The sequence below is a fragment of the Methylobacterium gossipiicola genome (assembly GCF_900113485.1).
Lineage (GTDB): Bacteria > Pseudomonadota > Alphaproteobacteria > Rhizobiales > Beijerinckiaceae > Methylobacterium > Methylobacterium gossipiicola.
This window is the reverse complement of sequence record NZ_FOPM01000006.1, coordinates 180,111-200,597: the sequence shown is the minus strand read 5'-3', so window position 1 is coordinate 200,597 and position 20,487 is coordinate 180,111. Positions and strand designations below refer to the sequence as shown.

The 20,487-nt window shown below is 67.5% G+C and carries 17 protein-coding genes; 11 read left to right on the top strand and 6 right to left on the bottom strand.

All coding sequences use genetic code 11. The features are described 5' to 3' along the window. Window positions 1-147: 147 nt before the first annotated feature. The 9 genes from BM249_RS07365 to BM249_RS07325 all read left to right on the top strand — a co-directional run bounded on the left by BM249_RS07365 (window position 148) and on the right by BM249_RS07325 (window position 14,506). Window positions 148-1,248 (top strand): asparaginase, encoded by a 1,101-nt coding sequence (locus BM249_RS07365; protein WP_091970434.1) that lies wholly within the window; start codon window positions 148-150, stop codon window positions 1,246-1,248. A gap of 782 nt (window positions 1,249-2,030) precedes the next feature. Next, window positions 2,031-3,806 carry a hypothetical protein gene (locus BM249_RS07360; RefSeq protein ID WP_091970431.1) on the top strand — a complete coding sequence of 592 codons (1,776 nt, stop codon included), beginning with the start codon at window positions 2,031-2,033 and terminating at the stop codon, window positions 3,804-3,806. 1 nt (window position 3,807) lies between these two features. Continuing rightward, the gene (locus tag BM249_RS07355; RefSeq protein WP_091970429.1) at window positions 3,808-4,674 is read left to right on the top strand and encodes a hypothetical protein; all 867 of its coding nucleotides are present in this window, start codon (window positions 3,808-3,810) and stop codon (window positions 4,672-4,674) included. A 75-nt stretch (window positions 4,675-4,749) separates the two neighbouring features. Continuing rightward, a complete protein-coding gene (locus BM249_RS07350) occupies window positions 4,750-6,927 on the top strand; it encodes a hypothetical protein (RefSeq protein ID WP_091970427.1) in 2,178 nt (725 codons plus the stop codon). A 16-nt stretch (window positions 6,928-6,943) separates the two neighbouring features. Further along, window positions 6,944-8,770: a hypothetical protein gene (locus tag BM249_RS07345; RefSeq protein ID WP_091970425.1), complete on the top strand. Its 1,827-nt coding sequence runs from the start codon at window positions 6,944-6,946 to the stop codon at window positions 8,768-8,770. Further along, window positions 8,767-10,824, top strand: coding sequence for a hypothetical protein (locus BM249_RS07340; RefSeq protein ID WP_091970423.1), 2,058 nt, complete (start codon window positions 8,767-8,769; stop codon window positions 10,822-10,824). Before BM249_RS07345 ends, BM249_RS07340 begins: the two co-directional genes overlap by 4 nt. Further along, entirely contained in the window at window positions 10,824-11,774 is a 951-nt protein-coding gene (locus BM249_RS07335; RefSeq protein ID WP_091970421.1) for a hypothetical protein, read from the top strand. Before BM249_RS07340 ends, BM249_RS07335 begins: the two co-directional genes overlap by 1 nt. A gap of 10 nt (window positions 11,775-11,784) precedes the next feature. Next, a complete protein-coding gene (locus BM249_RS07330) occupies window positions 11,785-13,410 on the top strand; it encodes a hypothetical protein (protein ID WP_143103703.1) in 1,626 nt (541 codons plus the stop codon). Between the two features lie 766 nt (window positions 13,411-14,176). Further along, the gene (locus BM249_RS07325) at window positions 14,177-14,506 is read left to right on the top strand and encodes a hypothetical protein (protein ID WP_091970416.1); all 330 of its coding nucleotides are present in this window, start codon (window positions 14,177-14,179) and stop codon (window positions 14,504-14,506) included. Window positions 14,507-14,721: 215 nt separating this feature from the next. Here the strand turns inward: BM249_RS07325 and BM249_RS07320 are convergent, their stop codons facing one another. The 3 genes from BM249_RS07320 to BM249_RS07315 form a co-directional block, all read right to left on the bottom strand. Then, window positions 14,722-15,762 carry a hypothetical protein gene (locus tag BM249_RS07320; protein ID WP_143103702.1) on the bottom strand — a complete coding sequence of 347 codons (1,041 nt, stop codon included), beginning with the start codon at window positions 15,760-15,762 and terminating at the stop codon, window positions 14,722-14,724. 380 nt (window positions 15,763-16,142) lie between these two features. Then, window positions 16,143-16,310: a hypothetical protein gene (locus tag BM249_RS21580; RefSeq protein ID WP_177232350.1), complete on the bottom strand. Its 168-nt coding sequence runs from the start codon at window positions 16,308-16,310 to the stop codon at window positions 16,143-16,145. Between the two features lie 12 nt (window positions 16,311-16,322). After that, the gene (locus BM249_RS07315; RefSeq protein ID WP_091970412.1) at window positions 16,323-16,955 is read right to left on the bottom strand and encodes an acyl-homoserine-lactone synthase; all 633 of its coding nucleotides are present in this window, start codon (window positions 16,953-16,955) and stop codon (window positions 16,323-16,325) included. Window positions 16,956-17,117: 162 nt separating this feature from the next. Here BM249_RS07315 and BM249_RS07310 point away from each other — a divergent pair, with 162 nt between their 5' ends. Continuing rightward, a complete protein-coding gene (locus BM249_RS07310) occupies window positions 17,118-17,849 on the top strand; it encodes an autoinducer binding domain-containing protein (RefSeq protein ID WP_091970410.1) in 732 nt (243 codons plus the stop codon). Between the two features lie 8 nt (window positions 17,850-17,857). Here the strand turns inward: BM249_RS07310 and BM249_RS07305 are convergent, their stop codons facing one another. Next, complete coding sequence (locus BM249_RS07305; RefSeq protein ID WP_091970408.1) at window positions 17,858-18,160, bottom strand: hypothetical protein; 303 nt, start codon at window positions 18,158-18,160, stop codon at window positions 17,858-17,860. Window positions 18,161-18,281: 121 nt separating this feature from the next. Between BM249_RS07305 and BM249_RS07300 the strand changes: the two genes are divergently transcribed. Beyond that, complete coding sequence (locus BM249_RS07300; protein WP_091970406.1) at window positions 18,282-18,569, top strand: hypothetical protein; 288 nt, start codon at window positions 18,282-18,284, stop codon at window positions 18,567-18,569. A 179-nt stretch (window positions 18,570-18,748) separates the two neighbouring features. Here the strand turns inward: BM249_RS07300 and BM249_RS07295 are convergent, their stop codons facing one another. Continuing rightward, on the bottom strand, window positions 18,749-19,045 hold the full coding sequence (locus tag BM249_RS07295) for a hypothetical protein (RefSeq protein ID WP_091970404.1): 297 nt from the start codon (window positions 19,043-19,045) through the stop codon (window positions 18,749-18,751). A gap of 103 nt (window positions 19,046-19,148) precedes the next feature. Continuing rightward, window positions 19,149-20,486 (bottom strand): omega-aminotransferase AptA, encoded by a 1,338-nt coding sequence (gene aptA / locus BM249_RS07290; RefSeq protein ID WP_091970402.1) that lies wholly within the window; start codon window positions 20,484-20,486, stop codon window positions 19,149-19,151. Window position 20,487 lies beyond the last annotated feature (1 nt).

Genomic DNA, 20,487 nt, shown 5'->3' with positions numbered 1-20,487 from the left:
CGCCGGGCTTGCCTCGGGAAAAGCCAAGCCCCGCGGGAAAAGCCAAGCCCCGCGGGAAAAACCAGGCCCCGCCCGCTTTTTCGCCTGGGCGCGGACGGCCGCACGGGACAGAATACTCGCCGATTGCCACCGATCCGGGACCGATTCATGCGACGCCCCTCCGCCGCCCTCCTGGCCCTCCTGCTGGCCGGGGTGTCCCCCGCCATCGCCCTCGAAGGCCCGGCGCCCGCCGCCCCCGCCGCCCCGGTCGCGGCCTCGGGCAAGCCCCGGGTCGTCATCGTCGCCACGGGCGGCACCATCGCGGGGGCGGGGGCGGATGCCGCCAACAGCGCCACCTATCAGGCCGCCAAGGTGCCGGTGGACAAACTCATCGCCGCCGTACCGGCCATCGCGGGGGTCGCGGAGGTGCGCGGCGAGCAGGCGTTCCAGATCGCCTCCGAGAGCTTCACCAACGCCCAACTCGTCGACCTCGCCAAGAAGGTGTCGGCGCTCGCCAAGCGCGACGACGTCGATGGCATCGTCATCACCCACGGCACCGACACCGTGGAAGAGACGGCCTATTTCCTCGACCTCGTGGTGAAGACCGACAAGCCCATCGTGATGGTGGCCTCCATGCGGCCCTCGACGGCGATCTCGGCCGACGGCGCGTTGAATCTCCTCGACGCCGTCACGGTGGCGGCGGCCAAGGATTCGCGCGCCAAGGGCGTGCTGCTCACCATGAACGACGAGATCCAGGCGGGACGCGACACCACCAAGCGCGTCAACATCAAGCCGTCCGCCTTCTTCAGCCAGTGGGGTCCCCTCGGGATGGTGGTGGAGGGCAAGACCTACTGGTTCCGCGCGCCCGTGAAGCGCCACGGCACGGCGTCCGAGTTCGACATCGACACCATCGACGCCCTGCCGGAAGTCGCCATCGTGTACGGCTCGGGCAACATGCACCCGGAAGCCTACACCTCGGCGGTGGCGGGCGGCGCCAAGGCGATCATCCATGCGGGCACCGGCAACGGCTCAGTGGCCGGCTACCTCGTCGACACTTTGAAGGACATCCGCGCCAAGGGCGTGCAGATCATCCGCTCGTCCCGCGTCGGCGACGGCTTCGTCCTGCGCAATGCCGAGCAGCCCGACGACACGTACGACTGGGTTGTGGCCCACGACCTCAATCCGCAGAAGGCCAAGATCCTGGCCGCTGTGGCCCTGACGAAGCCCCGCGACGCCAAGGATCTGCAACGGATCTTCTGGGAGTATTGAGGCGCGGCCCGTCGCGGGGCGGCGCGCCCGACCCGCGACGGGCTCGAACCGTCCCTGCCGGGGGAGCGTTCCCGGCGTCCCGAACGACCTGACCGATTCCCGCGCGCCGATGTCGGATCATCGCGCCGTGTGGCTCGCCGATGGAACGCGCCCTTCGCCCTCATGCTGTGACGCCATCACTTCGTTCCTGCGCCAGAGCACGAGGCTTTTGTTTTTGCATCAAGTTTCCCAGACACGGCTGAAGCCTCCGTCTGGATCGATGCACTAGGTGACTGCGCCACGATCCCGGCCGCCGACCACAGGGCGGCGAGGGGGCTCCGACCGGTGAATCGTCCCGGGAGCCCCGATCGCGATGGGGCGGCCCCTCAAAATCAATCCTCAGATTGCGTTGACAGGAAAAAAGCAACCTCATAGAAAGAGGTCGCGCGCGGCTGAAGCAGCGTGTTTACAAGTCGATAAGATGTTGTTTTCGTGTAAACCGAAGTAAATTTTATCAGAAATTGATATTATTTCGAGATGTAGTGAAGTGACGATTTTATAAAGTCGAACTTTTCTCGTAGTGCGTTTTCGCGTCCGCGTTCCGAGTTTCACGGTCATCCAAAAGCAACGGCCGAGCCGTCCGACCCGCGCCCTGTACGGGCGAAGGGGGGGCTGCGCGCGGCCGAACGGGGAGGGCGGGCAGACATGGGCGCGAAACTCTTTTCCAGGCGGGGCCGCACCGGGGCCGGGGTGGCAGCCCCGATCGTCTGCGCCGCCGTCCGGGTTCGCGGGTCCATCGGCGCATGAGCGACCCTGCCCCGCCCCTTGCGAGCGACGACGTTCCGGATTGGACACGTCCGATCGCCCGCGCAGACGCGTGGCTGGTCCCGGCCTATCGCACCGCCGATCTGTTCTTCTCCGTTCCGCGCGCCGTCGATCTCGCGCGACGGGCGGATGGGACGCCGGATTTCTTCCTCGAGGTCTTCTCCGACCGGAACGCCGCCGGGGACGATCAGGCCCTGTTCGCGAACCTGCGGATGGGCCTGGAACGCCGGGACGCCGGGGCCGACCGCGACCGGTTCGTCGCGGCCCGCGGGGGCCAGACCCGCGTCGTGCCCGCGAGGCTGTCGGCCGACGCCGCCTGGCATTTCGAATGCGGAACCTGCCGCGAGACCGCTCCCGTCGCCTGGGACGGCGCCGGCTGCGCCACCCTTCAGACCCGGTTGCCGGCGACCACGGGTGACCTGATCTATGGTCAGCTCGGAACGGGCGTGGTGACCACGGCGCGCGTGGCCGTGGAATGCCGGGTCGGCGGGGTCTTGCCGCGTGTGGAGACAACGGCCCTGTTCGAGGTCGAAGCCCTCCTCGCGCGCCTCGCGACCCTCCATCCCGGTGCTCCGAGCCTCGCCTTCGACGCCCTGGTCACGTGGCTGAAGGCGCCGCCGCCCGATCTCTTCCGCCTCGAGGGCGAGGCGGGCGTCGACGCCGGCGAACGCGCCCTGGCGCTCGCCGGCCGCCTGAACCGGGACTTCGGACGACCGGCGCCCTGTCCGAGCGTCTCGGAGGGGCCGCACATCACCCTGCGGATTCCCGACGGGACCGCCGGTCCGGTGCGCTGGGACCTGCGGACCCCGTATCCGGCGGAGCTGCCGCGCTTCCTCGCCTTCGATCCCTTCACGCCCATCGTCGCCGCGGGCGGGCGGGACCGCGTCACGGCCTTCACCCGGGTAGGACCGCTGCCCGAGGATCGCCTGAGCTTGGTCGTCGCGGTCAGCGGAGGCTTCCCGGCCGATCTGCGCAATTGCGACGCCATCGAGGTCGTCCTGTGCGTCGACGGGGCGCTGGCCCGTGGGCACGCGACCTTGGCGCGGTCGGTGACCCTGTATCCGGCGGGGCGCGGCACCCAATCCGTGACCCTGCCGTTCCGGGTGAGCGAACCGAAAACCTACCGCGCCTGCCTTCAGCTGGTGGTGGACGGGACGGAGGTGCTGCTGCCCTGGTTCGACGGGCCGGGGAGCTATCTCCATCTCGGGCCGGACGATGTGCCGTTCCTCCTCGTCAGCATGCGCGCCACGCCGCGCCTGCTGGCTCAGGCGCGGATCGCCGTCGCCCTGGTGGGAACCCCGTTCGCGACCGCGCTGACGCCGCAGGCGCCCTCGGCGAGCTACCTCCTCGCGCCCGGCTCCGTGCCGCGCATTCGGGTGACGGCGACGGAACCGGGGATGCCGGGGGGCGGCCTCGTCCTCGACCTGCCCGGACCCATCGTCGATCTCGATTGCGACGCCTTCCCGCAATACGGCGCGCAGAGCATCCGCGCCCACCTGACCTTCGCGCCCGGCGTCGCCTCCGCGCGGTTCGCGTTCCTGCCCGAGGATGCGCTGGAGCCGATCCTCGTCGAGGTCACGCCCGAGCGGCCGGACATCACGGTTTGGTACTTCGCCGACCGGATCTTCCACCATCGCTATCGGGTTCGCCGCGTCCGCCACGCGGACGATGACGGCCCGTGGTCCGAGTACCATTCGCCCGGCGAGTCACTGTTTCTCACCGCCGCCCCGACCTCCGACCCGAGGGATTCGTGACATGACCGACACCCCGAACAGCGTCCAGGCAGGCCCCCTCGCGTGCATCCCCGTCGCGGATGAACCCGGGCGCTTCCTCTACCTCCCCGGCGCCCCGCGCCTCGACCGGCCCGGTTTCACGTTCATGTCCATGGGGGAGGGAGAAGGCGGCTTCCTCGCCTGCGAAACGGTCTGGCGGGCGACGGACGCGGACCTCGCGGCGGCCGAGAGCGCCCTCAGGACGGCTTACCCCAAGCTCGCGTCGATCGATCTGCGGATCGCCGAACTCGATACCGCGCAGGCCACCCTCACCGTGACGCCGGCGAACGGAGAGGCCGTGGAGTTCGGGCCGAAGGACAGTACGGGGGCGCCGACCTACCGGGTGGTGTTCAGCGAAGCGCTCGACGCCCCCCAGGCCGCCGCCGTCGCCGCATCCCAGGGGGGGGAGGCCGGTCGCCTCACCCTCGCGTACAGGGCCGAGCTGCACCTGACGGAGACGGTCGCGGCCATGATCGAGGGCAATCTTGTAGACCGGATCCGGACGCTCGCTCCCAAGCCCCCGAGGCATCCGTATGGATGGGGCAGGCACAAACCGCCGGCGCCGGTGCCCACGCCCAGCCTCGAAGCTTGCCGCGCCGCCGTCACCGAAGCACTCGCGAAGGGCGAGCTCGTCCTGAGGGAGCGGCCCGGCGCGCCGGCCCTCGCGGCGGTGTGGGACGAACTGTCGGCGGACCTGAAGGAGGCCGCCGCGCAGGTCATCCGTGACGCCGTCCCCCGGTACGGGGTGGATGCGCATGGCCTGGACAGAGTCAACTTCCGCCGCACCCTGTCGAAGAGCGTCACGCTTCCGTTCGCGTGGCACCGGTCCGCCGATCTCGCCGGCGCGTAGCGCCGCGCCCAGCCCATTCCCTTTCGCCATGCAAGCCCGTCCCGCCCGCGCGCGACGCCCTCAGGGAGTAGCACCATGCTGACCATTTCCCCCGCCGTGACCGTGACTGGCGTGCCAACCACGTTCGGCAAGACGGACTACATCCTGTTTCCCGACAGCGAGAACAAGGATCTCTACTACGCCCTGGCCGAGCGGCCGAACTTCCTCGCCGACGGCGAGGGCCATCCGAACTTCAACCTCACCTGGTATTTCGGCGGCGGGATGGAGCCGGGTGGTATCTGCACCATGACCGTCGGCCTGCCGATGCCGGATATGGCCAAGCCGGAGGTGCGCGAGGTCATCGCCGCCGCCCTCACCAAGGATCCCGACACGATCAAGCAGGCCCAGCGCATCGACGACATGTGCCGGGCCATGGAGAGGGGGGAGGCCGACCGCGTCGCCGCCCTGAAGCAGGCGCTCGGCTACAGCGACGACACGGCCAAGCAGAAGAAGGCCATCTTCCAGGCGGAGCGGGACTGGAGTCAGTTCCTGGCCGCCGCCGTGACCCTCGACATCCGCCCGGTTCCGTTCAAGGGCGGCAGCGTCTCGGTCCAGGCCTTCGCGGCCAAGGAGAGCTACCTCGCGAACAGCCCGGAATATTCGAGCGGCAAGATCGAAGTCACGCCCTCGCTCGTCAACAGCAACGCCGCCGTCGTGACCTTCAATCTCCGTGAGATCGGGGCGAACCTGTTCTGGCACGCCCTCGGTGGATGGACACTCGATGCGTCGAAGCAGCCCAAGGGCTACGATGCCGTCAAGGGCGGCGGCAGCATCATCGCGGTGACCTACGCGGCGGAATTCGACGGCCTGCTGCCCGAGGCGAAGGCGGTCGTGACCCTGGATCACAAAGTCATGGCCAAGCTCAACATCGAGGAGCAGGTCCACCGGGGAGCCTGGGGAAGCACCTACAGGACCCTGGCGGCGCGCGGAAAGGAATACGACGACGTCATCAACTCGTCGACCCGGATCGTTCTCCCTCCCGGAGCCAGCAAGGACGTCGAGGACAGTGTCCGGAAGACCCTGACGGATTGGGCGGCCGGCCAGCTCGAAGACATGCTGAAGGTCAAGATGCCGGAGGTGAAGCTCGACGACCTCAATGTCGATTCGGCACGGCAACTCAGCACGGCGACCAACCAGTCGCGCACCTACACGCTGACGCAAGGCATCCCGCTCAGGAAGAACCCCCAGGGCCAGCTTCCGAAGATCAGCGCCCTCGTGAAAGAGGACGCATTGAAGAAGCACTTCAATCTCATCGACCTCAACGAGAGGCCGTACTTCAACGTCGATGTGACGGTGCAGGCGCCATCGGTCGAGTATCTGAAGCAGCGTAAGATCGACCGCTTGGTCGTGACGCATCTTTCCTACGCCAACGAGAAGATGCGCGACAAGACCGGTCACGAGGTCGAAAACCTCGAATACGCCACGAACGCGCAGCAGCCGAGCCAGACCCTCAGCGGCACCTTCGCCGCGGCGACGCCGAACAAGTTCGTCAGCTATGCGTATCTCGTCGCCTATAGCGATGGGACGCCCCCGTTCCGTGCGGCGCCGACGCGTCAGGATGGCGGCGACAACTACGTCGCCCTCGGCGGCGTCGATGTCGGCGTGCTCAACGTCACGTTCGACGGGGTCGACCTCCCGTGGGACATCATCAGCGGCGCGAGGCTGGACATCGCCTATGGAGATTGGACCAAGACCAACATCGTCCTGAGGCAGGATACGCCCCTCTCCATCGTGCAGCCATTCGGCAAGGCGATGACGGGCAAGCTGACCTATCGGCTGACCCTCACCCCCAAAGCGGGCGCACCCATCGCAGGTGAGCGCCAGATCGTTGACCTGCAGCAGGGCAATGCCGACGTCACCCTGATCAACCCCCTCGGCGACACGATCGAGACCATCGGCTTCCAACTCGCCGACGAAGTCGAGCGGGCGCGCATCAGGGTCGAATACACCCTGCGGGGGCTCGGCGACGACCGGATATTCGTCCAAATCATCGACCTCGACAGGAACAGGCCGAACGCGGCGGCTTTCTCCTGGAACGTGCCGGTGTTCCAAAGCAAGAGGTCGTCGCTTCGCTTGCTCAAAGCCCAGATCACCGCGGGCGGAACGTCCTCGACCCTGAATGAGGGGGACAGGCGCCTGAAGGAAGGGGGCCTCGACACCGTCCTGGGCGGCCCGATCATCACCGTGGAGCGCGACGGCTTCTCGACCTTCTGAGTCCGGGGAGGCGGGAATGCTGGTGGACGATCCCAGGATCGAACTCGAAGGCGTCGACGGCGTGCTCGTGTACGGAGATTCCGCCGCGCCCGATCGGTTCTATTATGCCGGAACGCGTCCGCGCCTCGCCCGTGACGGAGACGGGTACCTGTTCACCCTCATCCGCTACGAACGGGTGCTGGATGGGCGGGCGGGCGCGCCGCCGCAGGCGGGCATGCTGTCCTTCGTCGTCGATCTCGCGCCCGCTCCCGCCGACCTCGCCGCCGCCGAGACGGCCTTGCGCAAGCGGAGGCCCGACGCCCGGCTCACGCCCATCCCCTGGACCTCGGGCACCGTGATCGCCGCCATCATCGGCGGCGATCCCGTCCGGGCGACGCCCTCGCTCATGGGCGACAACAGCGCGGTCGTCAGTCTCGGATTGACGACCGACCAATACCTGCTGCTGACGCGCTCCCTCGACGATCCGGATTCGGTGCCGATCTCCGTCGTCTACGACCTGCAGTTCGAGGTCCTGCGGCCGAGTTTCGCCTACGCCATCCAGTTCGACCTCACGCGGTATCGGCTCTGGGTCCGCAAGACCTGTACGGCCAACGTGCTGTTCGTCAGCTTCGAGAGCGTCGAGACCTTCGAGGACCTGCGGCAGAGCGGCGCCATCACGATCCATTCGACGGTCTCCACCGACGAACCGGTGCCGGATGGGGTCCGGCGTGCCTTCCTGCGCAGCCTCCAGACCCTGATGACGCCGCTACCGGCCTTCGCCGCCCCACCGGCCGGCGGAAGCCCGTCCTGGGGAATCGGCTATTCCTGCGAGACGATCCGCGACACCCAGGCGATCTCGCGAACCCTCGATTGCGATCTGCAGGTGAGCGACGCCGTCACGCGCACGGTCCATCTCCAGGGGGCCCTCGCGGATCTCTCGGACGCCCTGCGCAGTCGGCCGGTCATCCAACTGCCGACGGGCGTCACGTTCGTGCAGGATCTCACCCTGCGCTGCCATGCCGTGTTCGACGGCGCGCCCCTGGAGGCGGTCCAGGTCAGCCTCGAACCGGCGGCCGGGCTCTCCGGCCACGTGTTCAACGCGGACCGGACCGAGGATTGGCGGATCGCCCTGACGCACGCCCCTGCCCAGGTTCACACCTACGCCTGTCGCTGCGACGTCCGATTCGGCAACGGTCGGCCGGCGGCGACGGGACGGCTTTCCCTCGCGCGCGACCAGGCTTTCGTCGATCTCCAGCCGGCGACGCTCTACACCTTCCGCCGTTACGCGGTGACGGTCGCCCCGGACTTCCCCTGGTCGCTCGTTCCCTCCGTGACCGTCGCCCTCGACGGTCCGCCGGCCTTGAGTTTCACCCCCGGTTCCCTGGTTCTGACCGGGGGCCGCCCGAGCGGCACCATCGAGGTCTTCGCGCCGTCACGGCAGGACCTCGACGGGGTGACGGTCCGCGCCCGCTATGGGATGGCGGATGGGGGCGCCCGGACCCGGCAGAGCCTGCCCTCCGGCGCCACGATCTTCCTCAACCCGTTGCGCAAGCGCACCGTGGTGTTCGCGGCCGCCCCGGACACGGATTGGCAGCGCTGGAGCGCCATTCGGCTCAAGCTCGTCAAGGGCGCCCGGTTTCAGGCCTGGGCGCCGCAGCAGCTCGAACTGACGCGACGGGAGCCGCGCGCCCGGTTCACCCACTGGTTCGCGGATGAGCGCGAACTCACCTGCGAGACGCTGTTCCGGAGCGCGAACGCATCCGTTCCCGGCGCCGTCCTGCGCAGCCACGAGCACACCATCGTGGTGCCGTCGCGCCCCGATTCCGAAGTCCCGGACCCCAGCAGACAGGAAGCCACGGCATGATCCTGATCGATTCCACCAAGTTCACCGTCGATGGCGTCGACGTCTATCCCGATCACGCCTCGCCGTTCCAGTTCTGGTACGTCCCCGGCCTCATCCGGCTGGCCGAGCGCAACGGCCGCAAGGCCCTGTCCTATTTCTGGTACACGGATTCGGCGACGGATTCCGAGGGCACCGGGTTCCTGAACTTCGAGGTCAACACCGCCGTGCCGCCGGCGACCCTCGACAGGATCCGGGCCGAAGTCGCGCGGCGGACCGGGCGCGACGCCGGCAAGCTCGTCCTCTCGACGGTGACCTTCACCAAGGGCGCCGTGAACCTCTCGGCCCTCGGACCCACGGCCGCCCAGGCCGTGCGCACCCCCGACGATCCCTCGGTTCTCTACCAGAGCAAGGAGCAGGTGGTGTGGTCGGCCGGCTCGTCCTCCCTCGTGGGCGACAACACCGCCGTCTGCTCGATTCAGTTCACCAAGGAAGGCCGCCTCGCCTCGGCGATGAAGTCGGCCATCCTGGCGGGGGCGAACACCATCGCGGCCCTCTACCGCCTCGAATTCCTCGCCATGCGTCCGTCCGTGACCTTCAAGGTCCACGGCACCCTGGAAAAGACCGTCCGGGACTTCCAGGCCAGCCTCGGCGGCGAAGTTCCCCTGGAGGCCCTGATCCTCGATCTCGGCATCAACGCGCAGTGGCAGCGCATCCTGCAGAACACCGATCTGAAGATCGAGGTGATCGATTTCGGGGGCGACAACGACAAGGAGGGCCTGAAATGGGCCCAGCAGATCCTCCTCGATTACATTCTCAAGAATTTCTTCGAGACCCAGATCGGTTCCGATCCGAACAACTGGAGCCCCCTCAAGGAAGCCCCGAAGGTGAGCGAGGCCGTCGAGAAGGCGCGGGGCACCGAGGAAGCCGCCGCCGACAAGGCCGCGTCGGACGGCAAGGTCGGTGAGGAAGCCGACACGGCCGTCAAGGAGATCGTCAAGGCCGCGACCCTGTTCATTCCCAAGGTGAATATCCGCGCGGCCTATTACGACGGTCGCCAGGAAAACAAGATCGACTTCCTGTATTCGGAACTGAAGGCCCGTCCGTATCAGGTGCTGCCCCAGGCCCTGGTTCTCGAAGGACTGGGCGAGCCGGCCAGTTACATCACGCAGATCAACCGCTCACAGGACCCTTTCGGCCAGCCCTACCCCGTGAACGTCGCGCTGCCGGACGCCGCCGACTTCACCGCCCTCGGCCTGACGGCCCTCAACATCCAGGCCCGGTATCCCGCCAACGCCCCCGCCAGCAGTCAGGCCGTCCAGAATTTCTCCATCACCGACGGCAAGCGTCATGGAACCGAGCCGCCCTTCCGGTTCCAGTACGACGCCAAGGGCTCGGCGGACGTCGCCTTCACGGTCGACTACGTGTTCAGGTCCGGCGGGGATTGGGTGGGCGAGACTACCCGGTTCTCGGTCAGCGGCCGGGCCGAGCGGGGTCTGATCGTGGCGACTCCGGACGCGGCGGTGCAGTTCGTCACCCTCGACATCCGCCTCGACGCCGATTTCGTCTGGGAGGATGCGGACGAGGTCAAAGTGACCTTGACCAGCGCGAAATGGAAGGGGACCAAACAGGTCACGTTCCAGAACGGCCGGGCCGACCCCCGGATCCTGCGCATCCGCAGCGGTATCGAGACGGCCGCGGCCGAGATCCGCTACACCGTCGACGTCCACAAGGGTGGCAAGCGCATCTACGGCTCCGAGGCCGCCACGGTCCAGGACGACCGGATCGTCGTCCGCGACCGCTTCGGCGGCCACACGCCGGTCTTCTTCACCGCGAGTTTCGACGACGACAGCGTCGACATCACCCTGTCCCACACCGACGGCGCTTTCGCGTGGGAAGACCAGTTCACCCTCGAGAAGGGCCAGAAGCGCCTCCGCCGCATCGTCCCCACCCTGGCGGACCCCAAGCCGAAGAGCGACCTGCGCTTCACCTACGAGGTTCTGCCGATGGACGGCGAGCCGTTCAGCAAGACCGGGCGCGGCGGCCAGACCATCGCCATCAAGCTGCCGGGGGCCTGATGCCCGCCGCGCCCGCCGGGATCGCCGATGCCGTCGCGATTCTCCACGCGCACGCCCCCCGGCTGGCGCCGGACGTGTCCCGGACCCTCGCCGCGCTCCTCGCCGAGGTGGAGGCGGTTCCGGCGGGGGCGGGGCTCTCCCTCAACGCCGATGGCGGGGCCGTGGAGTTCGCCTGCTCCAGCCTGAGCGCGGACCTGCGATACGTCGTGGATTTCGGCGGCGCGGTGCGGACCCGCCTCGCCCGGATCGCGGACTGGCTCGCGGCCCATGGCGCCGGGGCGGGGGATCTCGCCGCCGCGCGCCGCCTGCAGGCGCAGGGGGCTCCGCGGTGGGGCGCCTGGCTCGGGGTGCGCCATCGCCCGGGGGCGCCGCCCGCCTTCAAGGTCTATGTCGAAGTGCCCCCGGGCACGGAGCCGGGGGGCTCGGGCCTCATCCATCCGCCCGGTTGGCCGGAGCAGGACGGCACCGCCCTGCGCCCCCTCCTCGTGGGCCTCGGCCCGGAGGAGGGCGCGCGCGAGTTCTACTTCGAGGGGCGGGCGCGGGGGATGCCGGTGGCGCGCCTCGCGGGGCTCCTCGGCCGGCTCGGCCTCGCGGAGCACCTGGAGGATCTCGTCGCGCTCGTGGGAGCCTTCGAGTTCCGCCGGGGCGGCGGCCGGCTTCCCGACATCCGGTTCGGCTTCAGCGAGAGGGCCACACCCACGGGCCCGCCGGTCTTCTCCCTGATCGCCTTCGCCCAGGATTTCGCCGGCGGGGATGCCGAGCTTCGCGCGGCCCTCCTGCGCTGCGCGGACCGCAGGGGATTCGATCTCGGCCCCTACGCGGATCTCACGGCATCGTTCGCGGCCCGGCCCGCCGGGGGCTCTCGGCACAACATGATCACCTTCCTCGTCGGGGCCGGCATCGGCCCCGGCCTCCAGGTTTCCTTCCGCCCGCCCGCTCTCTCAGACTGAAGGACCCCCCGTGACGCAACCAATCCTCACGGTCAACAGGATGCGCGCCTGGCGCACCCAACTCGACGGGGCGCTGATCACCCCATCCCTCGAAACCGCCCGCGTGGCGGGGCTGCAGGGGGCCGACGGAGCCCCCTGGTATCTGCCGGTCTATGCCGGCGTCACGCGGGGCGGCGCCGGTGCCGAGGCGTTCGAGAGCGCCCTGGCGCCGGACGGGACGCTGACCCTGTTCCTCGTCGCCGCACCGCCGACCAATGTCGTGGGTACCCCGAACTTCGCGGGAACGGAGTTCGGGCTCGTCCTCGATGCCAGCGGCGGGAGCACCGCCCTTCCCCTCGAAGCGAGCCCTCAGGGCGGCTCCCTGTGGTGCCTGCGCAAGACGCTCTCGGGCCCCGAGCTCGCGCGGATCCGCGACGCGCTGTTCGACACTATTCCCAACGTCGCCGTGCAAATCACCCAGAAAGTGCAGCTGGCGGTCCTGCAAACCGAAAGCTTCGTGAGGCAGTCCTGGGATAACGATGTAATAAAATCTGGTATTATACGCGAATTCGGCGGTATACCGTATGGTACGGTCGAATCATTGTTGAACAGTATCAAGGAGGAGCCGGAATTCGAGCGGCAATATATGGTGCTCGACGTCACGTTCCGGTGGACGGTTCCCGTGCCGCCCCTGCCGGGCTATGTCCGCTGGCAGGTCGATTGGAACGGTCGCGCCTATAATTACTATCAGGACAACATCGACCGGGCACGGGTCTTCTTCTTGCCCGACGGCTTCGTGCTGAACGAGAAGCGCGACGGGGACGGCAAGGGCGAGGGCGACGCCGTCTCGCTCCTGCGCTTCTCCCCGCCGGAAGAGGGCGGGGCCGTGGAGGCAACCGAAACGACGTTCCGCTTCCATGGGCGTCCGGACGTGACATGGGAGCGGATCGAGGCGGCGAAACAGGCATTGCGGGACAAGCTCGGGCTCGAGCCCGGCATGGTGTCGATCCAGGATGCCCATGGCGTGACGGCTCGGTTCATCCTCGACCTGCCGAATGCACGGGCCACGGCGAGCGAACCCGTGACGCAGGGCGACGCGAGCATTGATTTCGGCAAGGGGCTCCGCAACGAGGTCCGGCTGAACTTCGCGCAGTTCCGCGCCCTCTGGGCCGCGATCTTCAGTACGGCGCCGGAAAACCCCCTGTTCCTCGGGCGGGTGGAGGTTTCGCTCCTCGACGGCAAGTACACCGAGCGCCTCGACTTCACGGGCCGATTGTCCGGTAACAAGGAGGCGGGGTTCCTGGACGCGATCCTCGACGAGGGCACCAACCGGACCTACGCGACCGAACTCACCCTCAAGACCCGCAAGGAGGTCTTCGCCGGACCGCCGCAGATCGTCGAGATCGCCGTGATCTTCCAGGATCGGACCGTCACCTTCGAAGCCGACGAGCCGAGATTCGAGAAGAAGATTTCCATCGCGCAGTCGCTTCGCGATATCGTCCTCGGCCGGCAGCCGTCCGACAGCTATCCCTACATCTTGAGGGTGACGCGCGCGGACGGATCGAGCCTGTGCTGCGCCAGAACCGCCCCCAGCGTCCCCCCCACCCTCTGGCTGCTGGCCACTCAGATCGCCGAGTGCAAGGACCCATGCGCCTGAATCCGGGGGGCGGTGATCGCCCTGATCCAGAGCATCGGCCCGAAAGCTGGGAACCGGCTTTCGGACAAAAGCCGATGCGGCCCAAGAGTTGAGAGCGTCGTCCTGGATCTGAAATTTAAGACGACGCCCGAGTGCATCGATCCAGACGGAGGCTTCGGCCGTGTCTGAGAAAATTGATGCAAAAACGAAAGCCTCGTGCTCTGGCGCAGGAACGAAGTGATTGCGTCACAGCACGAGTGCATCGATCCAGGTGGAGGCTTCAGCCGTGCCTGGGAAAATTGATGCAAAAACGAAAGCCTCGTGCTCTGGCGCAGGAACGAAGTGATTGCGTCACAGCACGAGGCGGTCCGTGCCTCCAGGGCCGCCGGAGCCTCTTACGCCGGCGTAGAAAGCCGATTCCGCGCTGGCCGCCATCGCGGCAAGGCCGGCGCGGTGATCGCCGGGCCGGGCCGAAAACGTCGGACGTCACAACGGTGTTCTCCGTCCGGACGCGGTGCGGGAGGCGGTCCCGTCCGCATCCCTTGGCCAGGTTCCTTCCAGGTTCCTTGGCCAGATCCCTTGGCAAGCGGCCGTTCGAGGGCTACGCCTTGCAACTGGAGGGCGGTGTTTCGAGGGGTGGCAACCCAGTGCTGCGCTGCGGCGGCGCGGAGCGACGCACCCACCCGTTGGGTGGCCCGTCGATCCGCGTCGGTCGGGCGCCGTGCGGGGGCGCCCGGCCGCGTGGCGACACGGCCTTCCGAAAGCGCGGTTCTTTTGGGAGACAACGATGGCGGGACGAAAACTCTTTTCCAACCATGGCCCCTGCCGGATCGACGTGACGCTGTTTGTCCGCGCAGGGGACGATCCGAAGGATCGGGCGGGCCAGACAGACTTCTCCCTGAATGCCGGGGAGGCGCAGTGGCAAGACTACGGCAATGATTCCAACATCTATCTCAACGGCATCAGTCTCGTCGCTGCTTTCGATGGGGCACGGATCGGGCAGCAATATAACGTTGTCACGCGCGGATCGAGACTGGACGATGCCTTCAATCGCAACAATGCCGTCGATTTCAATTTCGCCAACAATACGTTCTTTCTAGCGACGCACCAGGTTTGACGCGGGGGCGACCTTCCGAGAGAAGGAAATAGCGCGCGGATGAGTCTTTGATTGTGATGACTTCGTGCCGATCATGATGCCATGCCGGCGGCGATCCCGTCGTCGGTCGCCGCAGACCTTTCGTCGGGCGCCTCTTGGCTCGGTGGGCCATTCCGGTCTCGAACGAAGGGGGATAGGTCCGGTATCCGCTCTGGCGGAGCAGGTACCGGATCGATTCAAAGCTTGGATACCATGGATTGGGACAGGACTTGCGTCGGATAGACGCGAATCTCGCCTGCGCCCTGCCCATAAAGGTCCGAAGCGCGTGCGCTGGACACTGCTGTAAAGGATTTCGGCGCTGTGACCGCGCCGGTTCCGACCTTGACCAGTGCGCTGTTGCCTCCGAGGACTTGGCGGTCATAGTCGGCATACCCATCGCAGTTGAAGACGAAACCGTCTTTCTTTGCGACGATTGCGTTATTCTGGATCGATGCTCCACAGGAAGGAACCAATTGAATATCGATGGGCGGCAATTTGGCAACGTTCTTGAGGCGTTGTTTAAGATGATCGAGGCAGACTTCGAGTCCGTACGTCAAGCCGTCAATCTGGAAAATGGACGAGCCATCGTAATTCGTGATTTGAATATCGGATGTGGTTCCAAATTCCCGCGTGGGCTCCAAAGGCTTCGCTCTTTCGAATGGAATTTCGGAGCCTGAAAGTTTTGCCTTAGGGATGAAGTCCATGCCGGATTTGAGTTGTTTCATGACCGCGCGAGCTGACGCCGGACCGGCGCCGGAGGCATTCCCGAATCCGCCTTTCTGAATTAGGCAATAGTTGTAGATCTCCACTGGCTTCGACGTGTCAACAACGAAACGAGGTCCAAACAGGCGCAAGAAAAAGCTCTGTTCCTTCGTGGTGAACGACTTGCCCACGATGCTGCCGAAGACGAACAGCCAGTCCTTCCAGCTCGCGTCTTTCACTGCGGCTTGGAGAGCGGCGACCAGTGTCGCGACGTCATCCATATCGTAGGCTCCGGTCGGCCCACGAAAGAAAAATTCGGGCATCATGAAGATTTTCAACGTATCGGACTCGGTCTGAGAGTGCCCGATCGCTGCTTTGGCTTGATCGATCACTTGAGTGACCAGTTTCACCCTCTCTGCGATATCCTCGGCGGAGTTTTTAAGCCCTTTGTAAATTTGTTTTGTCTTATCCTTCGGATCCGCTGCCGGACCGGTATGGATAACCCAAGCGATGAATTGAACTTTTTTGTAGGCCATGATTGAAATCTCTGGCTCGGCTTGGATTTAGAAAGCCGTTTTGTCGAAAAGTTAGACGGCTGGACTGCTCGGCGACACGGGGTCGATCGAGTTGTGTCGGCTATGAGATCGAAAAAACGGCAAGGTCCGCCAATGACTGCGCGGTGGGATTCTCGGCATCAGGTCTCCCCTGACTTTGAGAGTCGTCGAGCGGCCCGCTGGATGACACCCCTGATCTTAAGGGGCGAATTTTCATCGTCAAGTTGGATTTACCGAAAAATTTCTATCAGGTTGTGTTGTGCCGTTCGTTCCGCAGCGCGTAAGCTTCGTTGTCGGGATCGGCTTTGGTCGTCTGCGGCGCATCCATCCCGCGACGGGGACGCCCCCGTCGCGGGCCGGCGTCAGGACGAACCGCTCCGTCGCCGTCCGAGTTCGATGAGGATCATGTCGATCAAGACGTCGAGTTCCAGATCGGGCAGTTTCTGCAGGGCCTCGCGCAGGTCGATCGCCTGTTCGATGGCCCGTTCCATGAGGGCGGAGTCCGTGCCCGCTTCGTCTTTCCGGTCCATCGTCGGTCGCCTTCAGCTCGCGAGGCGGATGATCCCGCCCCGTGCCGGGGCCAGGACCGAGGCCGTGGTGCCGCGCATGGCGTGCAGGCGCCGCAGGCTCTGGGCATCGAAGCCGGCGCGGACGGCGACGATCTCGACGTCGTCGATGCGTTGCGGCAGGCCCAGCGGCATGGCGTGGATGTGCAACTGGAGCAGGCGCAGCAGCCAGCTTGTGGGCATTTCCGAGACGAAGCCGTGCAGGCCGCGCGGCAGGCCCCATTCGACGATGGCCGTGAGGATCGCCAGCGCCGTGGGGTTGAGGCGCCGGCCCGAGGTCCGCGCGCTGTCGGCGACGCCGATACGGCTCCATTCCACGAGGCCCGGATCGGCCGGCGGCGTGCCCTTGCACAATTGCGGCAGGTGGGTGGACAGCACGTAGGGCCGCGTGGTCGGGAGCAGCCGGGAATACCCGACGACGTCGTCCTCCTCCACGGCGAGGAGATGGACGGCGTGCTCGTCGTCGAACTCGTCGATCTCGCGCCGGTCCTCACGGGCCACGGCGGACCAGCCCATCTCTTCGACGAAGATCCTGTGGCGCAGGCGAAAGGCCTGTTCCATGAGGTCGGTGTTCTGGGCACTGTTGGCGGATGTAATGACGTGGATCATGGGGCACCTCCACGATCCGTGTGCCCAGAGCCGGCCATCGTCACCACCACGCGTTCGCGTAGGGTTCGCGGGGCGCGCGGGGGCGGTTGTGCCGTGCCCCCGGGGCGAGCCGTGAACCGGGGGGAAACCCCGTCGCGATCCTCCACTGAGCGAAAGACCGCCTTGAGCCGCAGATCCCTCGACCATACGCTCAAGCTCCTGAAGGAGCTCGATCGCGCCGCGAGCGTGCCGGAGGTCGTCGGCATCGTGCGGGGGCAACTCGCGGGCTTCGGCGTCGATGCGGTGATCGCGGCCCTGCTCCCGGAGGCCGTGGCCCTGCGCTCCTTCGACCGGCGTTTCCTCGTCATGGAGAACGTGGACGAGGCGTGGCGGCGGGTCTACCTCGGCCAGCATTACGCGGCGGACGACCCCATCGTGCGCGAGACCCTGGATCGCACCACCGGCTTCGGCTGGGACGACCCGGACCTGCGCCCGGTGCGCGAGCGCCGCGCCGCGCAGATCATGAGCGAGGCCGCCGAGATCGGCCTGCGCCAGGGCTACACCGTGCCCCTCACCACCCTGGAGGGGGCGCCCGGCGGCATGACCTTCGCCGGAGACCGGCTCGAGATCGATCCGGCCCATCGCGGCATGCTCACCCTTCTGGCGAGCTACGCCTTCGGGCAGGCCCTGCTCGTGCGCGGGCACGGGCCGGCGGGGCGCGGCGTCCTCTCGCCCCGCGAGCGCGAAACCCTGCAATGGACGGCCGAGGGCAAGACCGATTGGGAGATCGGCGAGATCATGGGGATCTCCGAACACGGCATCGACGCGCATCTGCGCAACGTCCGGGCCAAGCTCGGCGTCCGCAACCGGGCCCAGGCCGTCGCCGAGGGGTTCCGCCTGGGCCTCATCGTCTGAGGGGGCGTCTATCGATTGCCGAGGGAGGGGCCGCCCGCCGCGCCGCCGGTGCCGGGCGGGCCGCCCGTGGGGGTGCCGCCGATGTTGACGCCCGGCGTACTGCCGGGGATTGCGGCCGGGCTCGGATTGCCGACGACGTTCGGGGCGGAGCGCGAGGGCCGGTCCGCGGAACGGAGGTCGTCATCGGGTTTCATGGACGGGGTCGTCACCCCGGTGTTGCCGGCGCCGCCCGTGGGCGCGAGGGTCTGGGCGAAGGCGGGTCCGGACAGGACCGTCAGAAGGGCGGCGCGGGCAAAGAGTTGGGGCGTCATGGGACCGTTCGTGCGGTGGCGTCTGCTCCCGCAACCCGCGAGACGCCCCATCGGTTCACGAGGCCCGCATCCCCCGCGCTGCGCGCTTGTCCGAGCGGCGCCGGCCTGCCATGGTCGCGCCATGCCCCCATCGCCTCCGCCCCGCTATACCGCCGCCGAACTCATCGAGGAGCTGCGCGAAGCGGCCGAGGAGATCGCGCCCGAACTCAACGGCATCCGCCCCGAGGAAACCCTCGAAGGCGAGGCGGCCCAGACCCTGGAGGAGATGGCGGACGCCCTCCGGCGCATCGCGGCCGGCGCCCCCCGGCCACAGGAACTGGCCCGCATCGCCCTCGAGGCCCGGGCACCCCTGCGGCCGTTCGGCAAGCCGAAGAACACCGTCGTGAAGATGCAGAGGCCCCGCCGCTAGTGCTGTGACGCCATCACTTCGTTCATGCGCCAGAGCACGAGGCTTTTGTTTTTGCATCAAGTTTCCCAGACACGGCTGAAGCCTCCGTCTGGATCGATGCCCTAGGGGGGAGGGCCGCCCAAGGCGTTGCCGGTTCGGCGACGGAACAACGCTTTCGGCGATGGGCGCCGCCGTTCGGATCAGGCGACGTCGCGCTTCTGGGTCGGCTTGGCCGCCGAGGGGCGGCTGGCGCGCCCATGCGCTTCGAGGCCGCGCAGGGCGGCGACGAGGCTGTCGGTCTGGTCCGGGAGCTGGCCGTGGTCGGCGACCCGTGCGTGCGCGGCGTCGTTGCGGCGCGCGAGGTAGAGCCCGGTCAGGAGGGCGGCGAAACTGCCGCCGAAGGGGGCCGACACCACCGCGAGGGCGAGGCTGGTGGGCGCCACGGCGGCGGCGGTGCCGAGGCCGCCCGCGATGGCGACGAACATGAGGGGAAACATCGGCGCGCCTCCGGGCGACGGGAAGCCGACCCGAGGGGGCGACGCTCGACCCACATTCATCCACATCGCGGTTACCGCGCGGTAAACCCTCCGGTTTTCCTCCTCACGCGACGCGCGCGAGGGCCTCGCCGAGGATCGACACCATGGTGTCGATCTGGTCCGTCTCGACGATGAGGGGCGGCGACAGGGCGACGATGTCGCCGGTGACGCGCACGAGGAGACCGCGCTCGAAGCAATCGACGAAGACGTCGTAGGCCCTGGCCCCCGGGGCGCCGTCGCGGGGGGAGAGTTCGATGCCGGCCACGAGGCCGAGGGTGCGGATGTCGATGACGTGGGGCGCGTTCGCCAGGCCGTGCACCGCGTCCGCCCAGGTTTCGCTCAGGGCGGCGGCGCGCGTGAGCAAGCCCTCGCGGGCGTAGATGTCGAGGGTGGCGAGGCCGGCGGCGCAGGCCGCCGGATGGCCCGAGTACGTGTAGCCGTGGAAGAGTTCGATCGATCCCTCCGGCCCGTGCATGAGGGCGTCGTGGACGGCGCGGCTTGCGAACACCGCCCCCATGGGCAGGGCGCCGTTGGTGAGGCCCTTGGCGGTGGTGACGAGGTCGGGCACCACCCCGAAACGATCCGTGGCGAAGGGCGCGCCGAGGCGGCCGAACCCGGTGATGACCTCGTCGAAGATGAGCAGGATGCCGTGGCGGGTGCAGATGTCCCGCAGGCGTTCGAGGTAGCCGACCGGCGGGATCAGCACGCCGGTGGAGCCGGCCACGGGTTCGACGATGCAGGCCGCGATGGTCTCGGCGCCGTGGAGGGCAACGAGGCGTTCGAGGTCGTCGGCGAGCTCGGCCCCGTGCGTGGGCTGGCCTCGTGAGAAGGCGTTGCGCGCGAGGTCGTGGGTGTGGCGCAGGTGGTCGACGGCCGGCAGCAGCGGGAACATCCGGCGGTTGTTGACGAGGCCGCCCACGGAGATGCCGCCGAAGCCGACGCCGTGATAGCCGCGCTCACGCCCGATCAGCCGGGTGCGGGTGCCCTGGCCGATGGCCCGCTGGTAGGCGAGGGCGATCTTCAGCGCCGTGTCGACGGATTCCGAGCCCGAGCCCGTGAAGAACACCCGGTCGAGCCCGGCCTCCGGTCCACCCGGTGCGACGGCGGCGAGGCGCTCGGCGAAGTCGAAGGCGAGGGGGTGGCCCATCTGGAACGAGGGCGCGAAATCCAGGGTGGTGAGCTGGCGCTCGACGGCCGTGGCGATGTCGCGACGCCCGTGCCCGGCATTGACGCACCACAGGCCCGCCGTGCCGTCGAGGACGGTGCGCCCGTCGCTGGCGGTGTAGTGCATCCCCTCCGCCGCCGTGAGGAGGCGGGGGGCCGCCTTGAACTGGCGGTTGGCCGTGAAGGGCATCCAATATGCGTCGAGGCCGGGGGCGTTCGCGGTGGCAGGCATGAGCATC